Source organism: Rhizobium sp. P2_G9 (assembly GCF_056403475.1).
On sequence record NZ_JBFUFK010000028.1, the window covers coordinates 34814 to 59776 of the forward strand.

Sequence of the window (24963 nt, forward strand, 5' to 3'; positions counted from 1 at the left end):
GAGACGGATGTTGGACGATAAGGACCGCATATTCACCAATATCTACGGCCACAAGGACAAGTCGCTGAAGGGCGCCATGTCGCGTGGACATTGGGACGGCACCAAGCAGATGCTTGAAAAGGGCCGCGATTGGATCGTCAACGAGATGAAGGCGTCGGGCCTGCGTGGCCGTGGCGGCGCCGGCTTCCCGACCGGCCTCAAATGGTCCTTCATGCCGAAGGAAAGCGACGGCCGTCCGCATTTCCTCGTCGTCAACGCCGACGAATCCGAACCCGGCACCTGCAAAGACCGCGACATCATGCGCCACGATCCGCATACGCTGATCGAAGGCTGCCTGATCGCGAGCTTCGCCATGGGCGCGCATGTCGCCTATATCTATCTGCGCGGCGAATATATCCGGGAGCGTGAGGCGCTACAGGCGGCGATCGACGAATGTTACGACGCCAACCTGCTCGGCAAGAACAACATCCATGGCTGGGACATGGAAGTGTTCCTCCATCACGGTGCCGGGGCCTATATCTGCGGCGAAGAAACGGCACTGCTCGAAAGCCTCGAAGGAAAGAAGGGCCAGCCGCGTCTGAAGCCGCCATTCCCGGCCAATATGGGCCTCTACGGCTGTCCGACGACGGTCAACAACGTTGAATCGATCGCGGTGGCGCCGACCATCCTGCGCCGCGGCGCCGGCTGGTTCTCTGCCATCGGCCGGCCGAACAATGTCGGCACGAAGCTGTTCATGCTGTCGGGCCATGTCAACAAGCCCTGCACCGTCGAGGACGCGATGGGTGTCACCTTCCGCGAACTGGTCGACAAGCATGCCGGCGGCATCCGCGGCGGCTGGGACAACCTGCTCGCCGTCATCCCCGGCGGCGCATCGTGCCCGATCGTGCCGGCGGCCGATATCATCGATTGCCAGATGGACTTCGACGGCTTGCGCGCTGTCGGTTCCTCCTTCGGCACGGCCGGCGCCATCGTCATGGACAAGTCGACCGACGTCATCAAGGCGATCTGGCGCATCTCGGCCTTCTTCAAGCACGAGAGCTGCGGCCAGTGCACGCCCTGCCGCGAAGGCACGGGCTGGATGATGCGCGTCATGGAGCGCATGGTGCGCGGCAACGCGCAGAAGCGCGAAATCGACATGCTGTTCGAAGTTACCAAGCAGGTGGAAGGCCACACGATCTGCGCGCTCGGCGACGCCGCGGCCTGGCCGATCCAGGGCCTGATCCGTCGCTTCCGTCCGGAGATCGAGAGGCGTATTGATCAGTATACCAGCAATGCCACGTCGCATGGCGCGGTTCTGGAGGCTGCCGAGTAGGAAACATGAGCGAGCCGCAACAGGGCAGGGACGAGGCGGAAGCGCGGGATACCGCAGCTGAGCCGAACTTTGCCCAAGCGTCCGCCAAATTCATCGCCGATCAGGCGGCGGTGATGACGATGATGACTGCCGTCGGCGTCAATATGGCGACGCAGATGGCGGGTCTCTTCATGGGGGCAATGGCCGATGCGCTGGACAAGCGCAATGAGGCGGCGCCGGTGAAGACGGAAGGGGCGAAGAAGCCGGAAGAACCGAAGGTCGTGCCGCTCAAGGTGGTCCGGAAAACCGAGACCGCCAGGACGGACGACCTCAAGCGGATTTCCGGCATCGGCCCGAGATTGGAAAAAGTGCTCAGGGACATGGGTGTCACCTCATTTGCCGATATCGCCAAATGGGATGATGCCGAGGCCATGAGAATCGATAAAGAGCTTGACCTCGACAACCGGATTATCCGGGACGGCTGGGTCAGGCAGGCGAAAGCGCTGTTGGAAGGCTGAAATGGCGAAGCTGAAAGTTGACGGAAAAGAAGTCGAGGTACCGGATCATTTCACGCTGTTGCAGGCGTGCGAGGAGGCTGGCGCCGAAGTTCCGCGCTTCTGTTTTCATGAACGGCTGTCGGTCGCCGGCAATTGCCGCATGTGTCTGATCGAAGTGAAGGGTGGCCCGCCGAAGCCGCAGGCATCGTGCGCCATGGGCGTGCGCGACGTGCGCGGCGGCCCGAATGGCGAACTGCCGGAAGTCTTCACCAACACGCCGATGGTCAAGAAGGCCCGCGAAGGCGTGATGGAATTCCTGCTGATCAACCATCCGCTGGATTGCCCGATCTGCGACCAGGGCGGCGAATGCGACCTGCAGGACCAGGCGATGACCTTTGGTGTCGACGCCTCGCGCTACCAGGAAAACAAGCGCGCCGTCGAAGACAAGTATATCGGACCGCTGGTCAAGACGGTGATGAACCGCTGCATCCACTGCACGCGCTGCGTCCGCTTCACCACGGAAGTGGCTGGGATCAGCGAACTCGGCCTGATCGGCCGCGGCGAGGATGCTGAGATCACCACCTATCTCGAAAGCGCCATGACCTCGGAACTGCAGGGCAATGTCGTTGACCTCTGCCCTGTCGGCGCGCTGACCTCCAAGCCCTTTGCCTTCACGGCACGTCCGTGGGAGCTCAACAAGACGGAATCGATCGACGTCATGGACGCGCTTGGTTCGGCGATCCGCGTCGACACCCGCGGCCGTGAAGTCATGCGCATCCTGCCGCGCGTTAACGAAGACATCAACGAGGAATGGATCTCCGACAAGTCCCGCCATATCTGGGATGGTCTGAAGACCCAGCGCCTCGACCGGCCCTATGTCCGCAAGGACGGCCGACTGGTGCCAGCCACCTGGCAGGAAGCGTTTGCCACCATCAAGGCTGCCGTTTCCGCCACATCAGGCGAGAAGATCGGCGCCGTTGCCGGCGACCTCGCTTCCGTCGAGGAAATGTATGCGCTCTCCGAACTCGTGCGCTCATTCGGTTCGCAGAATCTCGATTGTCGCCAGGATGGCGCCCAGCTCGATCCGTCGAACGGCCGTGCCAGCTATATCTTCAACCCGACCATCGCCGGCATCGACGAGGCGGACGCGCTGCTGATCGTCGGCGCCAATCCGCGCATCGAAGCCTCTGTGCTCAACGCTCGCATCCGCAAGCGCTGGCGCCGCGGCGGTTTCCCAGTCGGCCTCATCGGCCAACAAGCGGATCTGCGCTACAAGTATGACTATCTCGGCGCAGGCACCGACACGCTCGATGATCTCGCCGCCGGCAATGGCAGCTTCCTCGACAAGCTGAAGAACGCCAAGAAGCCGATGATCATCATCGGCCAGGGGGCGCTTTCTCGCGCCGATGGCCGCGGCATTCTCGCAACCGTCGCCGGCCTCGCCGAATCGGTGGGTGCGCTGACGCCTGAATGGAATGGCCTTGCTGTGTTGCACACCGCCGCTTCCCGCGTCGGTGGCCTCGATCTCGGCTTCGTGCCGGGCGAGAACGGCGTCGATGCCGCGACCCAGCTCGCGACCATGGACGTGGTCTTCCTGCTCGGTGCCGACGAACTCGATTTCTCCAGGAAGAGCACCAATCTTCTGGTCTATATCGGCTCGCATGGCGACAATGGCGCCTCGAATGCTGATGTGATCCTGCCGGGCGCCACCTATACCGAAAAGTCGGGCATCTGGGTGAACACCGAAGGCCGCGTGCAGATGGGCAATCGCGCCAATTTCGCACCGGGCGACGCGCGCGAGGACTGGGCGATCATCCGCGCCCTCTCGGACGTGCTCGGCAAGCGCTTACCCTTTGATTCGCTTCATCAATTGCGTGCAAAACTCTATGCAGCCTTCCCGCATTTCGCCGAAGAGGACGAGATCAAGCTGGGCAGCGTCGACGAAATTGCCGCAGTTGCGAAAAAACTCAGGAAAATGGACAAATCGGGGTTTGCTTCTCCGATCAAAGACTTCTATTTGACGAACCCGATAGCACGCGCCTCGGCGGTCATGGCCGAATGCTCCGCATTGGCCCAAAGCAACCTTAAGGTTGCGGTGGAATAGGCGCGAGGGGACAGGGAATCATGGACGATTTTTTCACCGCCTATGTCTTGCCGGCATTGATCATGGTCGGCCAGTCGCTTCTGATGCTGGTTCTGCTCCTGGTCTTCATCGCCTTCATTCTGCTTGCCGACCGCAAGGTCTGGGCGGCAGTGCAATTGCGCCGTGGTCCGAATGTGGTGGGTCCGTTCGGACTTTTCCAGTCCTTCGCCGACCTGGGCAAATTTATCCTGAAGGAACCGATCATCCCGGCCGGCGCCAACAAGGCCGTCTTCCTGCTCGCCCCGCTCGTCGCCGTGACGCTGGCGCTTGCCACCTACGCCGTCATCCCGGTCAACCAGAACTGGGTGATCGCCAATATCAATGTCGGCATCCTCTACGTGTTCGCCATCTCTTCGCTCGAAGTCTATGGCGTCATCATGGGCGGCTGGGCCTCGAACTCGAAATACCCGTTCCTCGGCGCGCTGCGCTCGGCGGCGCAGATGGTGTCCTATGAAGTCTCGATCGGCTTCGTGATCGTTACCGTGCTGCTCTGCGTCGGTTCCTTGAACCTCACCGATATCGTGCTGTCGCAGAAGGTCGGCCTCGGCACCAAGCTTGGCCTGCCGAACTCCTTCCTCGACTGGCATTGGCTGTCGCTGTTCCCGATGTTCATCGTCTTCTTCATCTCGGCTCTCGCCGAGACGAACCGGCCGCCCTTCGACCTCCCGGAAGCGGAATCGGAACTGGTCGCCGGCTTCATGGTCGAATACGGCTCGACCCCGTACATGATGTTCATGCTCGGCGAATATGCAGCCATCGTGCTGATGTGCTCGCTGACCACCATCCTCTTCCTCGGAGGCTGGCTGCCGCCGGTCGATATCTTCCTCCTCAACTGGGTGCCGGGCATCATCTGGTTCCTGATCAAGGTCTGCCTGTGCTTCTTCATGTTCGCCATGGTCAAGGCCTTCGTGCCGCGCTATCGCTATGACCAGCTGATGCGGCTGGGCTGGAAGGTCTTCCTGCCGCTGTCGCTCGCCATGGTCGTCATCACCGCCTTTGTCCTGAAACTGACGGGATGGGCGTGATATGGCGGCTCCAATCAATACAATGAAGGAATGATTGCGATGTCAGCCATTGCACAGTCCATCCGTTCGCTGTTCCTTCGGGAGTTCTTCGGCGCGTTCGTCCTTACCATGCGGTATTTCTTCAAGCAGAAGGCGACCGTCAACTATCCCTACGAAAAGGGTCCGGTCTCGCCCCGCTTCCGCGGCGAGCATGCGCTGCGCCGTTATCCGAACGGCGAGGAACGCTGCATTGCCTGCAAGCTCTGCGAGGCGATCTGTCCTGCCCAGGCCATCACCATCGAGGCTGGCCCGCGTCGCAATGACGGCACCCGCCGCACAGTGCGCTATGACATCGACATGGTGAAGTGCATCTATTGCGGCTTCTGCCAGGAAGCCTGCCCGGTCGACGCCATCGTCGAAGGCCCGAACTTCGAATTCGCCACCGAAACCCGCGAAGAGCTCTATTTCGACAAGCAGAGGCTGCTCGACAATGGCGACCGGTGGGAGCGTGAAATCGCGCGCAATCTGGCGCTCGACGCGCCCTATCGCTGATCGGCATTTCAATTCCTCCGGCCCGGCCGGAGTTCATTCAAAAGGCCCGGTTGCTTAGCCGGGGGAAACGGGGAGGGGCCACGTGGCCTCAGATCCCGGGGAAGAAAAAGGCGCCAAAATATGGGTCTGCAGGCTCTGTTTTTCTATCTGTTCGCCTTCGTCGCTGTGGCGTCGGCATTCATGGTCATCTGGGCCAGGAACCCGGTTCATTCGGTCCTGTTCCTGATCCTGACCTTCGTCAATGCGGCAGGCCTCTTCCTGCTCACCGGCGCCGAATTCCTGGCGATGATCCTGCTGGTCGTCTATGTCGGCGCGGTGGCGGTGCTCTTCCTGTTCGTCGTGATGATGCTCGACATCGACTTCACCAAGCTGCGCTCGACGGCGCTTGAATATACGCCGGTCGGCGTGCTGATCGGCCTCATCCTTGCGGCAGAACTGGTCATCATCATCGGCGGCACGGTGTTCACCCCGAACGTGGCGAAGAGCATTTCGATGCCGATCCCGGACGTGGCCAAGCGCACCAACACGGCAGCGCTCGGCGACGTGCTCTATACCCACTACGTCTACTTTTTCCAGATTGCCGGCCTCGTTCTCCTCGTCGCCATGATCGGCGCGATCGTGCTGACCTTGAAGCACCGCACCGATATCAAGCGGCAGAACATCGGGAGCCAGGTGGCGCGCAATCCCAAGACGGCTATCGCCGTCGTCAATCCGAAACCCGGCCAGGGCATCTGAGGCGGAGAGAGATCATGGAAATCACCATCGGCCATTACCTCACCGTCAGCGCCATCTTGTTCATGCTCGGCCTGTTCGGCATCTTCCTGAACCGCAAGAACGTCATTGTCATCCTGATGTCGGTGGAACTGATCCTGCTCGCGGTCAACCTCAACATGGTGGCCTTCTCGTCCTTCCTGCACGACATTACGGGCCAGGTTTTCGCGCTGTTTATCCTGACCGTCGCTGCCGCCGAAGCGGCGATCGGTCTTGCAATACTCGTCGTCTTCTATCGTAACCGGGGCACGATCGCGGTCGAAGACGTCAACATGATGAAGGGCTGAGAAGGCTATGATCATCTACAAACTCATCGTCTTCTTGCCGCTTCTGGGCGCGATCATCGCTGGCCTCGGCGGCAACCAGATCGGCGCCAAGGCGTCGGAATATGTGACGACCGGCTTGCTGCTGATCGCCGCCGTTCTCTCCTGGATCGTTTTCTTCATGGTCGCCGTCGGCAACACGGAACAGTTCACTGTTCCTGTCATGCGCTGGGTGCAGTCCGGCGGCGTCGACGTCGAATGGGCCTTCCGCATCGATACGCTGACTGCCGTGATGTTCGTCGTCGTCAACACAGTGTCGAGTCTGGTGCATGTCTATTCGATCGGCTACATGCATCACGACCCGGATCGGCCGCGCTTCTTCGCCTATCTGTCTCTCTTCACCTTCGCCATGCTGATGCTGATCACTGCCGATAACCTGCTGCAGATGTTCTTCGGCTGGGAAGGCGTGGGTCTCGCTTCCTACCTGCTGATCGGCTTTTGGTATAAGAAGCCGTCGGCGAGTGCTGCGGCGATGAAGGCCTTCATCGTCAACCGCGTCGGTGACTTCGGCTTCGCGCTCGGTATCTTTGGCGTCTTTGTCCTGTTTGGCTCGATCAATTTTGAATCCATCTTCGCTGCTGCCCCGACTTACATCCCGGCACCGGGCGCCAAGGGTGCCACCGATGCGGTGATCAATCTCTTCGGCATGCAACTCGACAAGCAGGCCGCGATCACTGGCACCTGCCTGCTGCTGTTCATGGGCGCGATGGGCAAGTCGGCGCAATTCCTGCTGCACACCTGGCTGCCGGACGCGATGGAAGGCCCGACCCCGGTCTCGGCCCTCATCCATGCCGCGACCATGGTTACCGCCGGCGTCTTCCTCGTCGCCCGCATGTCGCCGCTGTTCGAGCTGTCGCATACCGCGCTCGTCTTCGTGACGCTGGTCGGCACGATCACCGCCTTCTTCGCTGCCTCGGTTGGCCTTGTGCAGAACGACATCAAGCGCGTCATCGCTTATTCGACCTGTTCGCAGCTTGGCTACATGTTCGTGGCGCTCGGCATGGGCGCCTATGGCGCAGGCATTTTCCACCTGTTCACGCACGCCTTCTTCAAGGCGCTGTTGTTCCTCTGTGCCGGTTCGGTGATCCATGCCGTCTCCGACGAGCAGGACATGCGTAACATGGGTGGCCTTCGCACCTATATTCCGAGGACGTTCTGGCTGATGGTCATCGGCACGATCGCCATCACCGGTGTCGGCATTCCCGGCACCTTGATCGGCACCGCCGGCTTCTTCTCCAAGGACGGCATCATCGAGACGGCCTATGCCTCGACGAGCCCGCTCTCCGGCTTCTCCTTCACCCTGCTGGTGCTCGCCGCGGTGTTCACGAGCTTCTATTCATGGCGCCTGATCTTCATGACCTTCTTCGGCAAGCCGCGCGCTTCCCACGATGTCATGCATCACGTGCATGAATCGCCGAATGTCATGCTGGTGCCGCTCTATGTCCTCGCAGCCGGCGCGCTTGTCGCTGGTGTCATCTTCCACAATTACTTCTTCGGCGAAGCCTATAAGGAGTTCTGGAAGGGGGCGCTGTTCACGCTGCCGCATAACGACATTCTCGAAGCGCATGAGCATGTGCCGCTGCTCGTCAAGTGGGCCTCGTTCATCGCCATGGTCGTCGGTCTGGCGGTCGCCTGGCTGTTCTACATCCGCTCGCCGTGGATGCCGGGCTACTTCGCCAACCAGCAGCGATTCCTCTACCGGTTCCTGCTCAACAAATGGTATTTCGACGAGCTCTATGACGTGCTCTTCGTCCGCTCTGCCAAGTGGCTCGGCCGCTTCCTGTGGAAAGAGGGTGATGGCACGGTCATCGATGGCCTCGGTCCGAACGGTGTCGCTGCCCGCGTCATCGATGCGACCAACCAGGTCGTCCGCCTGCAGACCGGCTATCTCTACCACTATGCCTTCGTGATGCTGATCGGCATTGCCGCACTCGTAACCTGGATGATGCTCGGGAGTTCGTTCTGATGTCCGGTTGGCCCATTCTTTCGCTGGTCACATTCATACCGCTGGTCGGCGCCGCCCTGCTTCTGCTGATGAAGGGCGATAGCGAGGACGGCCGGCAGAACGTGCTCTATATCTCGCTTGCCACGACTGTCGTTACCTTCGTGCTGTCGCTGTTCATCTGGTGGGGCTTTGACAATTCGACGGCCAGCTTCCAGTTCGTGGAGAAGCAGAATTGGCTGAACACCGGCATTTCCTACCATGTCGGCGTTGACGGCATCTCGATGCTGTTCGTGATCCTCACGACCTTCCTCATGCCTTTCTGCGTGCTGGCGAGCTGGATCTCGGTCGAGAAGCGCATCCGCGAATATATGATCGCCTTCCTGTTCCTGGAAACACTGATGATCGGCACCTTCGTGGCGCTCGACATCGTACTCTTCTACGTCTTCTTCGAAGGCGTGCTGATCCCGATGTACATCATTATCGGTGTCTGGGGCGGCAAGGAGCGCGTCTACGCCTCCTACAAGTTCTTCCTCTATACGCTGCTCGGCTCGGTGCTGATGCTCTTGGCAATCATGGCGATGTACTGGGATGCGGGCACGACCGATATCACCCAGATGCTGACCCACAAGTTCCCGGCGCATATGCAGACCTATCTCTGGCTGGCCTTCTTCGCCTCGTTTGCGGTGAAGATGCCGATGTGGCCGGTGCATACCTGGCTGCCGGACGCACACGTGCAGGCGCCGACGGCGGGCTCGGTCATCCTGGCCGGCATCCTCTTGAAGCTCGGCGGATACGGTTTCCTGCGCTTCTCGCTGCCAATGTTCCCGTTGGCGTCCGAATATTTCGCGCCGCTGATCTTCTCGCTCTCGGTCATCGCGATCATCTACACCTCGCTGGTGGCGTTGATGCAGGAGGACATCAAGAAGCTGATCGCCTATTCGTCGGTGGCCCATATGGGCTACGTGACCATGGGCATCTTCGTCGCCAATACGCAGGGCATCCAAGGGGCGCTGTTCCAGATGCTGTCGCATGGCATCGTCTCCGGCGCGCTCTTCCTCTGCGTCGGCGTCGTCTATGACCGGACGCATACACGCGAAATCAACGCCTATGGCGGCCTGGTCAACAACATGCCGAAATATGCGGTGGCCTTCATGGTCTTCACCATGGCCAATGTCGGCCTTCCCGGCACGTCCGGCTTCATCGGCGAGTTCCTGACGCTGCTCGGCGCTTTCCGCTTCAACACCTGGGTGGCCCTGTTTGCCACGACGGGCGTGATCCTCTCGGCCGCCTATGCGCTCTGGCTCTATCGCCGGGTGATTTTTGGTGCGTTGGAGAAAGAGAACCTCAAGAAGCTTCTCGACCTCTCACCGCGCGAACAGCTGATCCTCTATCCGATGGTCGCGCTGACCATTTTCTTCGGCGTCTATCCGGCACCGGTCTTCGATGCCACCGCCGCTTCGGTCGACCACCTCGTCAATAGCTATACCGCGGCCGTGCAGGCCGCGCATGATGTCGCATCCGCGGCGCAGTGATCACGGGACACTTGAAAATGACTTCTGAACCCATTCTCTCAAGTCTGAGCGTCTCGACCCCAGAGCTGATCCTGGCGATCGGCGCCTTGGCGCTGCTGATGATCGGCGTCTATGGCGGCGAAAAGTCGGCCAAGCCGGTGACCTGGTTGTCGATCGCGTTGATGGTTGTCGCCGCACTCTGGATCATCTTCTACCCGGCCGACGGTTCTGCCTATAGCGGCGCCTTCGTCTCGGACCATTTCGCGCGCTTCATGAAGATCCTGGCGCTGATCGGCTCGGCATCGGCACTTCTCATGTCCACCAGCCTGCAGGGCGTGGAGAAGATCGACAAGTTCGAATTCCCGGTCCTGGTCACGCTTGCGACTCTCGGCATGATGCTGATGATCTCGGCGCATGACCTGATCTCGTTCTACATGTCGCTGGAATTGCAGTCGCTGGCGCTCTATGTCGTCGCCGCGATGAACCGTGAATCCGCCCGTTCGACCGAAGCCGGCCTGAAATATTTCGTCCTCGGTGCGCTGTCCTCGGGCATGATGCTTTACGGCATGTCGCTGGTCTACGGCTTCACCGGCCACACGAATTTCGCCGACATCGCCAAGATCCTCGGTTCCGAGACCCGCTCGCTGGGCCTGGTCTTCGGTCTGGTTTTCGTCCTCGCCGGCGTCGCCTTCAAAATCTCGGCCGCTCCCTTCCACATGTGGACGCCGGACGTCTATGAGGGCGCACCGACCCCCGTGACCGCCTTCTTTGCCGGCGCGCCGAAGATTGCCGCCATGGCGGTTTTCGTCCGCGTGGTGATCGAGGCCTTTCAGCCGATCACCCATGATTGGCAGCAGATCGTTATTTTCGTCTCGATGCTGTCGATGGTCATCGGTTCCTTCGCCGCCATCGGCCAGACCAACTTCAAGCGCCTGATGGCCTATTCCTCGATCGGTCACATGGGCTACGCCTTGGTCGGTCTCGCGGCCGGCAACCAGCCGGGCGTTTCCGGCGTGATGCTCTACATGACCATCTACGTTGCCATGACGCTCGGCACTTTTGCCGTCATCATGTCGATGCGCAACAAGGATGGCGAAGCGCTGGAGCGCATCGACGACTTCGCCGGCCTGTCGACCACAGATCCGCTGATGGCTGCGGTGCTAACGATCATGATGTTCTCGCTCGCAGGCATTCCGCCGCTGGCCGGCTTCTTCGCCAAGTATTTCGTCTTCGTCGCCGCGATCAAGGCCGGCCTCTACTGGCTGTCGGTCATCGGCGTACTCGCTTCGGTCGTCGGCGCTTACTATTATCTGCGCATCGTCAAGCTGATGTGGTTCGATGCGCCTGTCCGCGAGATCGCCCGCGTTCCAGGTAGCCTCAAGCTGGTCTATAGTATCGCCGGTGTGTTCGTCCTCGGCTATGTCGTCTTCGGCGGTCCGATCGGCAATGCGGCAGAAGCGGCGGCGGCCGCCCTGTTTTGACAGTTACCGAACAGAATAGCAGATTGATCGAGCGCTTCAGGCATGAGGCGCTCGATGACGTTGGATCGACCAACACTGTTTGCATGGAGCGCGCTCGCGCCGGAGATTCCGGCCATCTCTGGATCACCGCCCGCCGCCAACTTGGCGGTCGCGGCCGTCGAGGCAGGGTCTGGGTGTCGGAGCCGGGCAATCTCTATGCATCCCTGCTGCTGATCAATCCCGCGCCGGCATCTGCCCTGGGATCCCTGCCGATCGCTGTGGCGCTCGCGCTCTATCGCGCCATTTCCGACGAAATGCCGTTTGCCGACGACCGCATCGCCATCAAATGGCCGAATGATATCCTGGTTGATGGCAAGAAGGTGTCCGGCATCCTGGTCGAGGCGGAAAACCTGCCGGATGGCCGGCATGCCGTGGTGATCGGCTGCGGCATTAACATCGCCCACCGACCGGACAATCCGCTCTATCCTTCCGTCACTCTTCACGAAGTGGGCGCCACGGCCTCGCCGGAAAGCTTGTTCGCGCATCTGATGCAGGAACTGGCCGGCGTGCTTGCCCTCTGGGATCATGGACAAGGTGTGCCGGCCGTTGTCGCCGAATGGAAACGGCACGTGAAGGGCATCGGCGCACCAATCACCGTGAATTTGCCGGATCGGTCGATATCCGGGATTTTTTCGGCTATAGACGATGACGGCCTGCTGCAATTGCAACTTCCGACCGGCGAGGTGATACGGATCGCTTCGGGCGATGTCTTCTTTTCGTGAAAGTATGATCGATGGCCGCAAATGACGAATTGGTATTCCTGCCTTTGGGAGGTGTCGGCGAGATCGGCATGAACCTCGCCCTCTATGGTTTTGGCCCGAAACAGCACCGGCAGTGGATCATGGTCGATTGCGGCGTGTCTTTCGCGGGGCCGGACCTGCCGGGCGTCGAACTGATCCTGCCCGATATTAGCTTCGTTGAAAAGGAAAAGCCCAACCTCAAAGCGATGTTCATCACGCATGCGCATGAAGACCATTATGGCGCCGTCCGCGATCTCTGGCCGCGGCTCGGCGTACCGCTTTACGCTTCGCCCTTCACCCAGGGCCTTCTGGAAGCGAAGGGCGATTACGACAGCACCCGCGACGAAATCCCGGTGAAGACGCTTGTCCCCGGCATGCGCGTCGACGTCGGCCCCTTCAGCGTCGAGCCAATCAATGTCGCCCATTCGATCCCCGAAGCGATGGGTCTCGTGATCCGCACCCCGCTCGGCAATGTGCTGCACACCGGCGACTGGAAGATCGATCCGCAGCCGTCGCTCGGCAAGCCCACCGACGAAGCGCGGCTGCGCGAGATCGGCAATGAGGGCGTGCTGGCGCTGATCTGCGATTCCACCAATGCCCAGCGCGAGGGCGATTCTCCGTCCGAGATGGACGTCTCCAACAGCCTGGCGGAAGTGATCAAGCGTGCCGAGGGCAGGGTGGCGATTACCACGTTCTCCTCCAATGTCGGCCGCATCAAATCGGTGGCGCTTGCCGCTCAGCAGGCCGGCCGTGAGGTGATGCTGCTTGGCTCGTCCATGCGCCGCTCGACCGATGTCGCGCGGGATCTCGGCATGCTCGAAGGCATGAAGCCGTTCATCGCCGAGGACGAATTCGGCTATCTGCCGCGCGAGCACGCGGTGGTGATCCTCACCGGCAGCCAGGGCGAGGCGCGTGCGGCGCTTGCCAAGATATCGCGCGACGAGATGCGCAATATCGGTTTTTCCAAGGGCGACACCTTCGTCTTCTCCTCGCGCACGATTCCCGGCAATGAGAAGGCGATCCTCGACATCAAGAATGCGCTGATCGACCAGGGCATGATCGTCATCTCCGACACCGATGCGCTGGTGCATGTCTCGGGCCATCCGCGCCGCAACGAATTGAAGCGCATGTACGAATGGACCAAGCCGAAGATCCTTGTTCCGGTGCATGGCGAAGCGGCGCATCTGCATGCCCATGCCGAACTTGGCCGTGAAGCCGGCATCCCCCAGGTGGCCGAAGTGCGCAACGGAATGATGTTGCGTCTGGCGCCGGGGCCGGCCGAGATCATCGACGAGGCGCCGCATGGCCGCATCTTCAAGGACGGCAACCTGATCGGCGATTTCGACGAAATGGGTATCGGTGATCGCCGCAAGCTCGCCTATGTCGGCCATGTCTCCGTTAATGTCATCCTCGACGGCCGTTACGATTTCGTCACCGAGCCGGATGTCGTCGCCTTCGGCCTGCCTGCCTTCGACGAAGAGGGCGAGGACATGGAGGACCTGCTGTTCGACGCGGTGATGGGCGCTGTCGAAAGCATTCCGCGTACCAAGCGCAAGGACCTCGACATGGTCAAGGAGGCGGCGCGGCGTGCGGTGAGGGCTGCGGCAAATCAGACCTGGGGCAAGAAGCCGGTTGTGACGGTCTTCGTCACCCGGATATAATCGCCGGAAACGGGGAAACCTCACATGCCTTGGCTATCGATCGTCGCGGAATATTTCATCTGCTGGTGGATCACCTTGTTCATGGTCCTGCCGGTGGGGCTGCGGACGCAGGGCGAGAACAAATCCGTGGTCAAGGGTACGGTGGAAAGTGCGCCGGCGAACTTTCGCTTCTGGCGGATGTTCCTGATGAACACCATCGTCGCCGCTGTTGTCTACGGCGTCTTTTACTGGCTGACCGAGGTCAAGGGCGTCAGCGCCATGTCTATCCCGCGCATCATCCCGGACTTCAAATAATTACAGGTAATGCGAAACGGCGTCCGCCGCGCGGACGCTGATCTCCTGGCGGGGCATAGATGGCGGTGACAGCCTTCGCTTACCGGTTCCATCCGCGACTGTAAAACGACGCGATCTCGACCTGCCGATCCTGCCTTTATGGCATCGGCCATGGGAGACAGTCGGCGCCTCGTATCCAGTCCGGACTCGCTTTCCGGCACACCGGGTTTTCTTGTGTTTTGTTACCAATTGCTTACGCAATTTGACGCTTATCAAGCGCCGCGACAGTGCTGTCGCCAGCGGACAAGTCGACGACGCTTTCGAGAATCCGCGTTCAAGGCAAGCTTCGTAAGCCATTCGCAAGGCAAAAAAAAACAAGGCATAAAGCCTTGTTTTTTAGTGATTTCGCGTGATCTCATTCCCTATTCGGGGGCAGCGGGTTAGCGCGCCAAAGATCCCATCCTCCCAAGACTTGACCGCGAATGCTGACAAGGATTTGATCTCCCTGCCTGTTTTATGACCGGACCGTAGCTTAAAGAATAATCGTTGTCATCCGCTTTTTTGCAAAAATGAGACACGATCGAAAAAAAATTTCGTTGACAAAGAAAACAAGGTTGCGGTAGCTGCATCCGTCGCAAAACTGTCAAATAATTGACAAATTCAATCAAATTCACCTCGTTATTTCCCGGTGCATTGGGCGTTCACATATGAACATATAGCAGCCTTTGCATCTCGTGGACTGACCTTCTTGGGCTTCCACTTTTCATAAGCAAATGCGAGATTTGGCGGCAGGCCGGGTTTTCTTCCGGACGGGAAGCCGTTAAGAACGCCTGTCAAAGATCGGGTATTTTTCGCGATTCTGATCATCGCCAGCGTTCCGGATAAACATCATGCGTCTCAGCCGTTATTTTCTGCCCATTCTCAAGGAAAACCCCAAGGAAGCGGAGATCGTCTCGCACCGGCTGATGCTGCGCGCCGGCATGGTCCGCCAGGAAAGCCAGGGCATCTATGCCTGGCTGCCATTGGGCAAGCGGGTGCTGGACAAGGTCAACGCGATCATCCGCGAAGAGCAGAACCGCGCCGGCGCCATCGAACTGCTGATGCCGACGCTGCAGTCGGCCGATCTCTGGCGCGAAAGCGGCCGCTACGATGACTATGGCAAGGAAATGCTGCGCATCAAGGACCGCCAGGAGCGCGAAATGCTCTATGGTCCCACCAATGAGGAAATGATCACCGAGATTTTCCGCGCCTATGTCAAGTCCTACAAGGACCTGCCGCTCAATCTCTATCATATCCAGCTAAAATTCCGTGACGAGGTGCGGCCGCGCTTCGGCACCATGCGCTCGCGCGAATTCCTGATGAAGGATGCCTATTCCTTCGACCTGAACCGCGAAGGCGCCGAACATTCCTACCGCAAGATGTTCACGGCCTACCTTCGCACCTTCGACCGGCTCGGTCTGCGCGCCATCCCGATGCGCGCAGACACTGGTCCGATCGGCGGCGATCTCAGCCATGAATTCATCATTCTTGCCGATACCGGCGAATCCGAAGTGTTCTCGCACAAGGATTTCGTCAATTTCGACATTCCGCCTGTCGACACCGATTTCGACGATGTCGCCGGACTGCAGGCGATCTTTGACAAGTGGACCTCGGTCTATGCCGCGACGTCCGAAATGCATGACGAGGCTGCCTTCAACGCGATTCCCGAATCCGACCGTCTGTCGGCGCGCGGCATCGAGGTCGGCCACATCTTCTATTTCGGCACCAAATATTCCGAACCCATGGGCGCCAACGTCCAGGGTCCGGATGGCAAGCAGCATACGGTCCATATGGGCTCCTATGGCATTGGGCCGACACGCCTTGTTCCAGCCATCATTGAAGCCTCACATGATGAGAATGGAATCATCTGGCCGAAATCCGTGGCGCCGTTCGAGGTCTCCGTCATCAATATGAAGGTCGGCGACCAGGCCTGTGATGGCGCCAGCGAGCAGATTTATGCTGCGCTGTCGAAAGCCGGCGTCGACGTGCTCTATGACGACACGGACGATCGCGCCGGTGCGAAATTCGCCACCGCCGATCTCATCGGCGTGCCGTCGCAGGTCATCGTCGGCCCGCGCTCGGTGGCGAGCGGCGAGGTCGAGATCAAGGACCGCAAGTCTGGCGCACGCGAGACCGTGTCTATTGAGGCGGCTATCAACCGGCTGACATCGGCCAATTGAGCGGGGCAGGAATGACGGAAGGCGTGGTGGAAGCGGAAGCGACGGTTGAACACAGCCCGTCCGCCGCACCGTTTTCCGCTTTCGAACGGATGGTCGCGTGGCGCTATCTGCGCGCGCGGCGCAAGGAATCCGTCGTTTCCGTGATCGCGGCTTTCTCCTTTATCGGCATCATGCTGGGCGTGGCGGCCCTGATCATCGTCATGGCCGTCATGAACGGATTCCGCAGCGAACTGATCAGCCGCATCCTCGGCGTCAACGGCCATATGGTGATTTCGTCGGCAGACGATCCGCTCAAGGACTATGCCGACATGAGCGACCGTTTCACCAAAATACCAGGCGTCAAGCTCGCCATTCCCTATATCGACGGCCAGGTGCTGGCGGAGGGCAAGGGGCAGAACAATTCCGGCGCCTTGGTGCGTGGTATTCGCGCTGATGACCTGAACAAATTGAAGCTGGTCTCCGAAAATATCCGCGAGGGCGACCTCGTCGGCTTCGCCTCAGGCGACGGCATCGCCATCGGCAGCCGGTTGGCGGCGCAACTCGGCGTCGGAGCGGGCGACTCGATCACGCTGCTGTCCCCGGATGGCGACGTTACGCCGATGGGCGTCAATCCGCGCGTCAAGAACTACAAGATCACGGCCGTCTTCGAGGTCGGCATGTCGGAATATGATTCTTCGATTATCTTCATGCCGTTCGAGGAGGCGCAAACCTTCTTTAATGCCGATGGCATCGCCCAGTCGATCGAAGTCTTCATCGACCACCCCGATATGGTCGACCAGATGCGGCCGTTGATCGAAAAGGCGGCCGGCAAGCAGATATTCATCACCGACTGGCGGGAGCGCAATAGGACGTTCTTCTCGGCGCTGTCGGTCGAGCGCAATGTCATGTTCATGATCCTGACGCTGATCGTCCTGGTCGCAGCACTCAACATCATTTCCGGCTTGATCATGCTGGTGAAGGACAAGGGCAGCGATATCGCCATCCTGCGCACCATGGGCGCCTCCTCCGGGGCGGTGATGCGCATCTTCTTCATGACCGGGGCGGCGATCGGCATTGTCGGCACGCTGGCCGGCGTCATCCTCGGCGTTATCGTCTGCCTTAATGTCGAGCGCATCCGGGAATTCTTTTCCTGGATCTCAGGCACGACGATTTTCAATCCCGAACTCTATTTCCTCAGCCAGCTTCCGGCCGAGATGAATTTCGGCGAGACCATGTCTGTCATCATCATGGCACTGGTGCTTTCCTTCATCGCCACCATCTTCCCGGCCTGGCGTGCCTCGCGCCTCGATCCCGTACAGGCGTTGCGCTATGAATGATCACGCTGCGGAAGTCCTGAAGATCGACAATGTCTGGCGCCACTACGGCAAGGCCGAGACGCGTCTTGATATCCTCAAGGGTGCCAATTTCGCTATCCGCAAGGGCGAGATGGTCGGCCTCGTCGCGCCGTCAGGCACCGGCAAGTCGACGCTGCTGCATCTCTGCGGCCTGCTTGAAAAGCCCGATGAGGGCAATGTCTTCATCGATGGCAAGGATTGCGGGAACCTGCCGGACAGCGAGCGCACCGCCATCCGCCGCTCCGATATCGGCTTCGTCTATCAGTTCCATCATCTGCTGCCGGAATTCTCGGCACTGGAAAATGTGATGATGCCGCAGTTGATTTCCGGCCTTGGCCGCAAGGAGGCGAGCGAGCGGGCAGGGCAGCTGCTCGACTATCTGCGCGTCGGCCATCGCGGTGAACATCGTCCGGCGGAACTTTCCGGCGGCGAGCAGCAGCGTGTTGCCATTGCCCGCGCCGTTGCCAATGCGCCGCTCATCCTCCTCGCCGACGAACCGACCGGCAACCTCGACCCCAAGACCGCGCATTATGTCTTCGATGCGCTGGAGGCACTGGTGCGGCAATCGGGGCTCGCGGCAATGATCGCGACGCACAATCACGAACTCGCGGCCCGCATGGACCGGCGGGTGACGCTCGAGGGCGGGCTGGTTGTCGAAGTTTGAGCGCCTTCCGCGTTCGGCGCAACGGCTTTCAGGAATGTATTGTGAACTTGCCTTTGGCGACGGCAGTCTGATTTTTGGTCAGATCATGGACGGTCAACTCCAATGTATAACCGCCGACTGTGTAGTTCATGGTATCGAGATAGAAATTGAGAAAGAAATCCAGGCTGGCTTCCCGCGCTGGCAGACTGTTGAACGGCAGATTATTTCGCTGAAGAACGAAGTTATGGTCGTCTGACGTGACTTTGAAGTCGAGAGTTATGTTGGGACGATACAAACCATTGCCAATTGACTTCCAGAGCAGTCCAATTGGTTCAAGATAAACGTTAATCCGCTCACCTGCCGTGTAGCTGGTGTTCGTTCGCTCGACATAGCCCTCGAATCCCTTCGAGGGAAAGGCTACGAATACGATCTTTTTCATCATCAGCGGCACGGAAGCCGCATAGTCTTGCTCGGCCCTCTTCAGAGCGTCGAGAGCATCTGCCTGCTTGCCTTCACGATCCAGATCGATCGCGTGCCGCAACAATCCCTTCAGTTCGACTGCCTGTGCGGGTGGGGTTGTGGATATGGTCAGAGATACGGTCGTGGCAAGAATTTGAACAATATTCATTTCAGATGCCCAATGGAGAAATGGCAGTTCTTTCTACTTCAGCTTGAACCTCTGTTCAATATCCGTCGACTTCTTCGAATTGAGGTCGTTGAACGTATATTTCAGCACATAGTCGCCGGCCGGCACGGCGGAGACGTCGAGTGTCAAAGGCGTAAAGATCTCGAACAACGGTTCGTGGCTCTCGATCTTGAAACTGCCGAAAGCCTTCTGTACCGCGAGCACCTCGCCCGCCGGATTGCGCAGCTCGAAATCGACCGTGAACTGCGCCTGCACCTCGGCGCCATCGGCCGGCCTCCAGGCCAGGCCTACCGGTTCGGCATAGGTGATCAGCGATGAGCCGACCGGGAACTCATTGTTGCCGACGCGGGCATAATTGCCGAAATTGACCGGCTTTTCGCTGACGAAGAAGGCCTTGCGGATGTTGAAAGGGGTCTTCTCGGAGGCCTCGTTCAGCGACTGCCGCATCTTTTCATAGGCGCCCATAGCGTCGCCCTTGTTGATCAGGCCTTCCGCCTGGGTGGCGAGATCGACCAGTTCGCCCGCATGCAGTTGAGGTGCAGCGGACATCGCGACGACCGCCGATAGCAGGAAGCTCAGATAGTTCGCCAAGACACTCTCCGCCGCGCAGAATCATTGTTCGTGACGCTGATTAAAGAACGCCGCCCGCCGCCCGGTCAAGAAATGTGCCGGGCGAATTCGGCCTGTCGGTCTCATTTCAGGTTGAGCACCTTTCCTAACCATGCCTTTGTCGCGGTTGCGGCGTCCCTGGTGGTCGATGGCGACAGCGTGTCGCCGACGGGCACATGCTGATAAGGATCATCAGCATTGGAGATTTCAACCAGTTCATGTTGGCCGCCCCAACGTGCGACAATCGCACGGGTTACGCTTGGCGACACGATCTGATCCCTGGGCGAGATCATCACATAGAGTGGGGTCGGAATTTCCTCCACACGGGTATTGACTGCGAGCTTGACGATTTCCGCCATCGGCAACAGTGCTTCGACAGGATAGGAATATGTCCAATATTTCGCGTGCGATGCGTTGACCGGAACAAAAGAGCGGGTTTTGCCGATCAGCAGATGCGCGAGCTCTTTCGCACCGCGCATGGTAAGCAGAGATGCACCAAAACTCCGGATCTTGAAATTGGGAGAGATGAAGATCGCCGCCGCCACCCGACTCCTGAACTGCGGTTGGGCAAGCGCCCAAGTCAGTGCCGAGGCGCCGGTCGAGACTGCGATGGCGACGACGCGGTCGCCGATCGTCTCGCCGATGGCAATCGATTCAGCAATGTCGTTGAGCCAGTCGTTGACAGTGAACCTGCCCATCGCTTCATTCGTCGCGCCGTGGCCAGTCAGCCGGCTGAAATAAAGGTTGGCGTCGAGTGCGCTGGCGATCAGGTCCGGATAGGGTCTGGCTTCACCCAGTGAGGCGGAAAAACCGTGGATATAAACGATCGCGATCGGCTTTTTTTCCTTGGTTGCCGGATCGGCCCAGATAATCTGCTTCTGTAAACCCGGCCGGATACCGTCAACCTTAGCTTCCGCAGCCTTGAGATAGGCATCTGGATCGGCGCCGATCGCGGCGCTGTCGAAGGTCATGGTCGTGTCGACATGTGTCCGCGAACCGAACATCTGGACCGCTCCTCTTGCCGCTACGATCATAACAACAAATAGAATAACAATTTTCCTCGCCAGCTTCCCCAAATATATGCGCCGCACTCTACCTTCTCACGAGGCCTAACCGGTTGATCCGGTTTGACGCTGGTCTCGTTTTGGGCTTTATGCTAAGCCTCGTTTGCAACATGTGGATTGTTTCATGGCTGGATTTTTTTCCAAGATTCTCGGTGCTTTCTCCGGTGGCGATGCGGCTTCGGTCGCAGCGGGCAAGGAGCACAAGCAGCAAATCGGCGAATACACCGTTTTTGCCACGCCGCGCAGGGAAGGATCACAGTATCGTCTCGCCGGCCGGATCGAGCATGAAGTGAATGGCGAGAAGCTGATCCGCAATTTCGTCCGCGCCGACGTCTTTGCCAGCGAGGATGACACGGTCGAAACTACCTTCCGCAAGGCGACGCAGATCATAGAGCAGAATCCCGGCCTGTTCGCCGACGGCGAGAAAGAACGCCAGGTCTGAGGCGGCCGTGGGCCGTCGACATCCTTCTGATCGTCGATGGTCGATGCATATGGCCGTCGCCACATGCCTCTGCATGATCACAGCGAATTTCGAATGGCCATGAACCGTATTTCTACTGTCGCTGCTTCAGGGGGAAATATGCGCTCGTTGTTTCTGTCTTCCGTTATCGTCTCCGCCGCATCGCTTGTCATGCTGCCTTCGGTCGCTTTCGCCGACGCGCCGAAGATCGAGAAGCTGCGTGCCTTCCTGATCTATGAGGATAGCGGAGACATGTCGAAGAATGTTGCCGCCAAGGCCGACAGCGGCGATACGATCGTCGCCAACGGCGACAAGGGCCAGAGCATCCAGATGCGCGTCGACATCGTCATGAGCGGCAAGGCCAACCAGCTCTACGAGAACAATCCGGTGCTGCATGTCGTCGTCCACGGCAGCGATTCCGGCACGCCGCCGATCGTCAATGCCGAATTCCCGCTGGCCTTCATGGCGAAGGACAAGCTCTTTCGCACTGTCGTGATCGACCACAACTGCAACGGCGTCAACATCGACGCCTATATGATGGACGGCAACAAAAAGACGTCCGAAATCAAGAAGTCGTTCTCGATCACCTGTGGCGATTGAGGCTCCTTTGTCCGAGCAGCCTCAATGCATGAAATCCGGCTCCTGCTTTTCCAGCAGGATCCTGAGATCGGCGAGGTGGCGTTCGGCCTGGCCCGGATAGTCATCGATTTCCTGAGCCACCTTCTCGGCGATTTCGTCGGAAAGTATCCTTAGCTTCTGGCCGGTCATCAGCGCCTTGATATAGGTTTCGGCGGCGCGCTCGAAATAGTACATGCGATTGAAAGTGTCGGCGACGTTCTTGCCGATGACCAGCACACCGTGATTGCCCATGATCATCACCTTGTGCTTGGGGTCCTTCAGCATGCGGGCGCAACGCTCGCCCTCGCTTTCGAAGGCGAGCCCGCCGAATTGCTCGTCGATGACATAGCGGTTGAAGAAGGTGGCGGTGTTCTGGTCGATCGGCAGCAGGCGGGAATCGGCCAGCGAGGCGAGCACGGTGGCATGGATCGAATGCACATGCATCAGGCAGCGCGCATGCGGCACGTATCGATGGATGGAGCCGTGCAGGCCCCAGGCGGTCGGATCGGGTGCATCGGGGCGATCCATGGTTTTCGGATCGTTGGCGTCGAGCAGCAGCAGGTTCGAAGCCTTGATCAGCGAGAAATGCACCTGGTTCGGATTCATCAGGAACTGTGTGCCGTCGTCATTGACCGCAAGCGAGAAATGGTTGGCGACCGCCTCGTGCATATTGAGCTTTGCCGTCCAACGGAAAGCACAGGCGAGGTCGACGCGCTCCAGATAGTGGGGCAAGTTGTCCAGGCGGTGGACCGAAGCGACGTTGGCGGTCATGGCAAATCTCCCAGAATAGGTCTGCCATGAAGATGCCCGCCCAGCGCAGGGGCGTCAACAAAACCGGCGGATTTCCCGCCGGTTCTGACACAAATTATTCGGGGTCACAGCGTGATGCGGAATTTCGCGAAGCCATTTTCGCCTTCGCCGGCATCCGCGATATTCACGCCCTTGACCTCCTTGATGAAGTTGCGTGCCTTGGGACCACTTTCGAAGGTCACGGTCGTGCCCGGCAGCGGCTTGAAGGTCCAGTTGCCGTCGGCGGTTGGATTGATCGTGCCGTTCTGGATGATGTAGCGCACCAGCACGTCGCGATTGGTGTCCGGTGCCACGAAGACCACCTTGTCTCCCTTGATGTCGGGGAAATTACCGCCGCCGCCGGCGCGATAGTTGTTGGTGGCGACGATGAATTTTTGCGCGGGATCGATCGGCTTGCCCTTGTATTGAAGGTTCTGGATGCGGCTCGAATCCGGATTGATCAGCTTGCCGTCATGATCATATTTCGGCGGCTGCGACAGGTCGATCTGATAGGTGACACCGTCGATCACGTCATAATTATAGGACGGGAAATCGAGGTTGATCAGCGCTACATCCTTGGAGCCCGGCTTGACCTGGTTGAAGATGCCGGCCGACATTTCCAGCCAGTTCTTGACCTCGGCGCCGGTGATCAGCACGCCGCGCAGCGTATTGGGATAGAGATAGAGGTCGGAGGCATTCTTGATGGCGATATTACCGGCCGGCACGTCGGTATAGTATTCAGCGCCGCCGCGGCCACCGCATTTGAACGGCGCCGCTGCCGACAGCATCGGCAGGTCCTTGTACTGCGACGACTTCAGGATGTCCTTGAGATACCAGAGCTGCGCCTCGCTGACGATCTGCACCGACGGGTCATCGGCGACCAGGGCGAAATAGGAATAAAGCGGTGCCGAGGTCTTGCCGACCGGCTTGCGGATATAGGCAAGCGTCGCCTCATGTTCGGTCTTGATCGCATCGATGATGCGCTTGTCGTCGCCGACATCGGCGACCACCTTCTTGCCGTCGCGATGATAGATCGGCCGCGCTTCGGCGGTGAAATCGACAATCTTCCAGCTCTTGCCGTCCTTTTCGAGCAGCAGGTCGATCAGGCCCATATGCGAGCCCCAAAAACCGGCCATGACCGCCGGCTTGCCCATCAGCGTGCCTTTCTTGGGATCAGCGCCGGCAATGCCATCCCAGGTTTTGGGGCCGGGGAACACCAGATGCTGGTGGCCGGTGAACACCGCATCGATGCCCTCGACACCAGCGAGGTAGAGCGAGGCATTTTCCATGCGTTCGTCCGGCTTGGCGCCATCGATGCCCGAATGCGAGAGGGCGACGATGAGATCGGCGCCGTCTTCCTTCATGACCGGAACCCAGGCTTTGGCAGCTTCGACGATGTCGCGCGTCTGCGCCTTGCCCTCAAGGTTCTTCGAATCCCAGATCATGATCTGCGGCGGCACGAAGCCGATAAAGCCGATCTTGACCTTGCTTTCGACGCCCGCGCCATCCTTGATCGTCTTTTCGACGATCCGGTAGGGTTTCAGGTAGAGGTCATCCTTGCGCGGGTCGCTCGCCAGTTGACCCTTGGTGAGGTTGGCGCAGACGTAAGGGAAGTTGGCGCCCTGCATGACCTTGAACATGAAGTCGAGGCCATAGTTGAATTCGTGGTTGCCGAGCGTGCCGCATTCATAACCGAGCACGTTCATCGCTTTGATGACGGGATGCAGGTCGCCATCCTTCATGCCGCGCTGATAGGCGATATAGTCTCCCAGCGGATTGCCCTGCAGGAAGTCGCCATTGTCGATCAGCATGGAATTGCCGGCTTCGGCGCGGATCTTGTCGATGATCGTCGCTGTGCGGGCAAGGCCGGATTTGTCGTCCGGCGCGTCGGCGTAGTAATCATAGGGATAGACGGCGACGTGGATGTCGGTCGTTTCCATGATTCGAAGATGTGCTTGGTTGGCGGCGGCACGGGCGGCGAAGGGATGCAGCATGACGAGCGCCGAAGTGGCTGCGATGCCGGTGAGCAGGGAGCGGCGGGTAGAGGGAAGGTCCAGGATCGATTGCATTGTCATCTCCTCGTCTTGAATGCGGAAGGAAATCCTGACTACGCGCCGAAGATGACAGAAATGTTGTGGCTCGCAATGACTGGATGTGCATGCGTCAAGATGCGCCGGGGCGCAAGCGTGTGGTGTTCTTTCTCATAATACTTGGGGTAGGGCCTTTCGAGGCCCCATTCCGCTTCGCGTCATGAGGCGCCTCACGGTGAGGGGAGATTGGGCGCTCGCGGTGCCGCAAGCGCACTTGCAGCAAGGGGTAGATTGCGGCACCTGCGCTGCCACATATAGGC

At 59.4% G+C, this 24963-nt stretch carries 23 protein-coding genes; 18 read left to right on the forward strand and 5 right to left on the reverse strand.

What is annotated here, in order from left to right:
- Positions 1 to 7 precede the first annotated feature (7 nt).
- From nuoF to AC1DYF_RS22455, 16 genes are all read left to right on the forward strand, one after another.
- Positions 8 to 1312, forward strand: a complete 1305-nt coding sequence (nuoF, locus tag AC1DYF_RS22380) for an NADH-quinone oxidoreductase subunit NuoF (protein ID WP_477878975.1) — start codon at positions 8 to 10, stop codon at positions 1310 to 1312.
- Between the two features lie 5 nt (positions 1313 to 1317).
- Positions 1318 to 1809, forward strand: a complete 492-nt coding sequence (locus AC1DYF_RS22385) for a hypothetical protein (protein ID WP_477878976.1) — start codon at positions 1318 to 1320, stop codon at positions 1807 to 1809.
- Position 1810: 1 nt separating this feature from the next.
- On the forward strand, positions 1811 to 3892 hold the full coding sequence (gene nuoG, locus AC1DYF_RS22390; RefSeq protein WP_477878977.1) for an NADH-quinone oxidoreductase subunit NuoG: 2082 nt from the start codon (positions 1811 to 1813) through the stop codon (positions 3890 to 3892).
- Between the two features lie 20 nt (positions 3893 to 3912).
- A complete protein-coding gene (nuoH, locus tag AC1DYF_RS22395; RefSeq protein ID WP_477878978.1) occupies positions 3913 to 4956 on the forward strand; it encodes an NADH-quinone oxidoreductase subunit NuoH in 1044 nt (347 codons plus the stop codon).
- Positions 4957 to 4995: 39 nt separating this feature from the next.
- Complete coding sequence (gene nuoI / locus AC1DYF_RS22400) at positions 4996 to 5487, forward strand: NADH-quinone oxidoreductase subunit NuoI (protein ID WP_477878979.1); 492 nt, start codon at positions 4996 to 4998, stop codon at positions 5485 to 5487.
- Between the two features lie 120 nt (positions 5488 to 5607).
- Positions 5608 to 6222 carry an NADH-quinone oxidoreductase subunit J gene (locus AC1DYF_RS22405; RefSeq protein ID WP_477878980.1) on the forward strand — a complete coding sequence of 205 codons (615 nt, stop codon included), beginning with the start codon at positions 5608 to 5610 and terminating at the stop codon, positions 6220 to 6222.
- A gap of 14 nt (positions 6223 to 6236) precedes the next feature.
- Positions 6237 to 6545 (forward strand): NADH-quinone oxidoreductase subunit NuoK, encoded by a 309-nt coding sequence (nuoK, locus tag AC1DYF_RS22410; protein WP_477878981.1) that lies wholly within the window; start codon positions 6237 to 6239, stop codon positions 6543 to 6545.
- A 7-nt stretch (positions 6546 to 6552) separates the two neighbouring features.
- Positions 6553 to 8547, forward strand: a complete 1995-nt coding sequence (gene nuoL, locus AC1DYF_RS22415) for an NADH-quinone oxidoreductase subunit L (protein ID WP_477878982.1) — start codon at positions 6553 to 6555, stop codon at positions 8545 to 8547.
- Positions 8547 to 10058, forward strand: coding sequence for an NADH-quinone oxidoreductase subunit M (locus AC1DYF_RS22420; RefSeq protein WP_477878983.1), 1512 nt, complete (start codon positions 8547 to 8549; stop codon positions 10056 to 10058). Before nuoL ends, AC1DYF_RS22420 begins: the two co-directional genes overlap by 1 nt.
- Before the next feature lie 17 nt (positions 10059 to 10075).
- Positions 10076 to 11518 carry an NADH-quinone oxidoreductase subunit NuoN gene (gene nuoN / locus AC1DYF_RS22425; protein ID WP_477878984.1) on the forward strand — a complete coding sequence of 481 codons (1443 nt, stop codon included), beginning with the start codon at positions 10076 to 10078 and terminating at the stop codon, positions 11516 to 11518.
- A gap of 23 nt (positions 11519 to 11541) precedes the next feature.
- Complete coding sequence (locus tag AC1DYF_RS22430) at positions 11542 to 12279, forward strand: biotin--[acetyl-CoA-carboxylase] ligase (protein WP_477878985.1); 738 nt, start codon at positions 11542 to 11544, stop codon at positions 12277 to 12279.
- 11 nt (positions 12280 to 12290) lie between these two features.
- Positions 12291 to 13958 (forward strand): ribonuclease J, encoded by a 1668-nt coding sequence (locus AC1DYF_RS22435; RefSeq protein ID WP_477878986.1) that lies wholly within the window; start codon positions 12291 to 12293, stop codon positions 13956 to 13958.
- A 24-nt stretch (positions 13959 to 13982) separates the two neighbouring features.
- Complete coding sequence (locus AC1DYF_RS22440) at positions 13983 to 14252, forward strand: DUF1467 family protein (RefSeq protein WP_477878987.1); 270 nt, start codon at positions 13983 to 13985, stop codon at positions 14250 to 14252.
- A gap of 869 nt (positions 14253 to 15121) precedes the next feature.
- Positions 15122 to 16450 (forward strand): proline--tRNA ligase, encoded by a 1329-nt coding sequence (proS, locus tag AC1DYF_RS22445; RefSeq protein ID WP_477878988.1) that lies wholly within the window; start codon positions 15122 to 15124, stop codon positions 16448 to 16450.
- Between the two features lie 11 nt (positions 16451 to 16461).
- On the forward strand, positions 16462 to 17766 hold the full coding sequence (locus AC1DYF_RS22450; protein WP_477878989.1) for a lipoprotein-releasing ABC transporter permease subunit: 1305 nt from the start codon (positions 16462 to 16464) through the stop codon (positions 17764 to 17766).
- On the forward strand, positions 17759 to 18448 hold the full coding sequence (locus AC1DYF_RS22455) for an ABC transporter ATP-binding protein (RefSeq protein ID WP_477878990.1): 690 nt from the start codon (positions 17759 to 17761) through the stop codon (positions 18446 to 18448). The genes AC1DYF_RS22450 and AC1DYF_RS22455 overlap by 8 nt, the downstream gene beginning before the upstream one ends.
- A 28-nt stretch (positions 18449 to 18476) precedes the next feature.
- Here the strand turns inward: AC1DYF_RS22455 and AC1DYF_RS22460 are convergent, their stop codons facing one another.
- From AC1DYF_RS22460 to AC1DYF_RS22470, 3 genes are all read right to left on the reverse strand, one after another.
- Positions 18477 to 19055 carry a hypothetical protein gene (locus AC1DYF_RS22460; protein WP_477878991.1) on the reverse strand — a complete coding sequence of 193 codons (579 nt, stop codon included), beginning with the start codon at positions 19053 to 19055 and terminating at the stop codon, positions 18477 to 18479.
- Between the two features lie 33 nt (positions 19056 to 19088).
- Entirely contained in the window at positions 19089 to 19664 is a 576-nt protein-coding gene (locus tag AC1DYF_RS22465) for a hypothetical protein (RefSeq protein WP_477878992.1), read from the reverse strand.
- 101 nt (positions 19665 to 19765) lie between these two features.
- The gene (locus AC1DYF_RS22470) at positions 19766 to 20686 is read right to left on the reverse strand and encodes an alpha/beta hydrolase (protein WP_477878993.1); all 921 of its coding nucleotides are present in this window, start codon (positions 20684 to 20686) and stop codon (positions 19766 to 19768) included.
- A gap of 184 nt (positions 20687 to 20870) precedes the next feature.
- Between AC1DYF_RS22470 and AC1DYF_RS22475 the strand changes: the two genes are divergently transcribed.
- Positions 20871 to 21188, forward strand: a complete 318-nt coding sequence (locus AC1DYF_RS22475) for an HlyU family transcriptional regulator (protein WP_477878994.1) — start codon at positions 20871 to 20873, stop codon at positions 21186 to 21188.
- 138 nt (positions 21189 to 21326) lie between these two features.
- Positions 21327 to 21806, forward strand: a complete 480-nt coding sequence (locus AC1DYF_RS22480) for a hypothetical protein (protein WP_477878995.1) — start codon at positions 21327 to 21329, stop codon at positions 21804 to 21806.
- Between the two features lie 21 nt (positions 21807 to 21827).
- Here AC1DYF_RS22480 and AC1DYF_RS22485 read toward each other — a convergent pair whose 3' ends face one another.
- Both AC1DYF_RS22485 and AC1DYF_RS22490 read right to left on the reverse strand, forming a co-directional pair.
- Positions 21828 to 22595 carry a class II aldolase and adducin N-terminal domain-containing protein gene (locus AC1DYF_RS22485; RefSeq protein ID WP_477878996.1) on the reverse strand — a complete coding sequence of 256 codons (768 nt, stop codon included), beginning with the start codon at positions 22593 to 22595 and terminating at the stop codon, positions 21828 to 21830.
- A gap of 104 nt (positions 22596 to 22699) precedes the next feature.
- Positions 22700 to 24682: a bifunctional 2',3'-cyclic-nucleotide 2'-phosphodiesterase/3'-nucleotidase gene (locus tag AC1DYF_RS22490; protein ID WP_477878997.1), complete on the reverse strand. Its 1983-nt coding sequence runs from the start codon at positions 24680 to 24682 to the stop codon at positions 22700 to 22702.
- Positions 24683 to 24963: the final 281 nt, after the last annotated feature.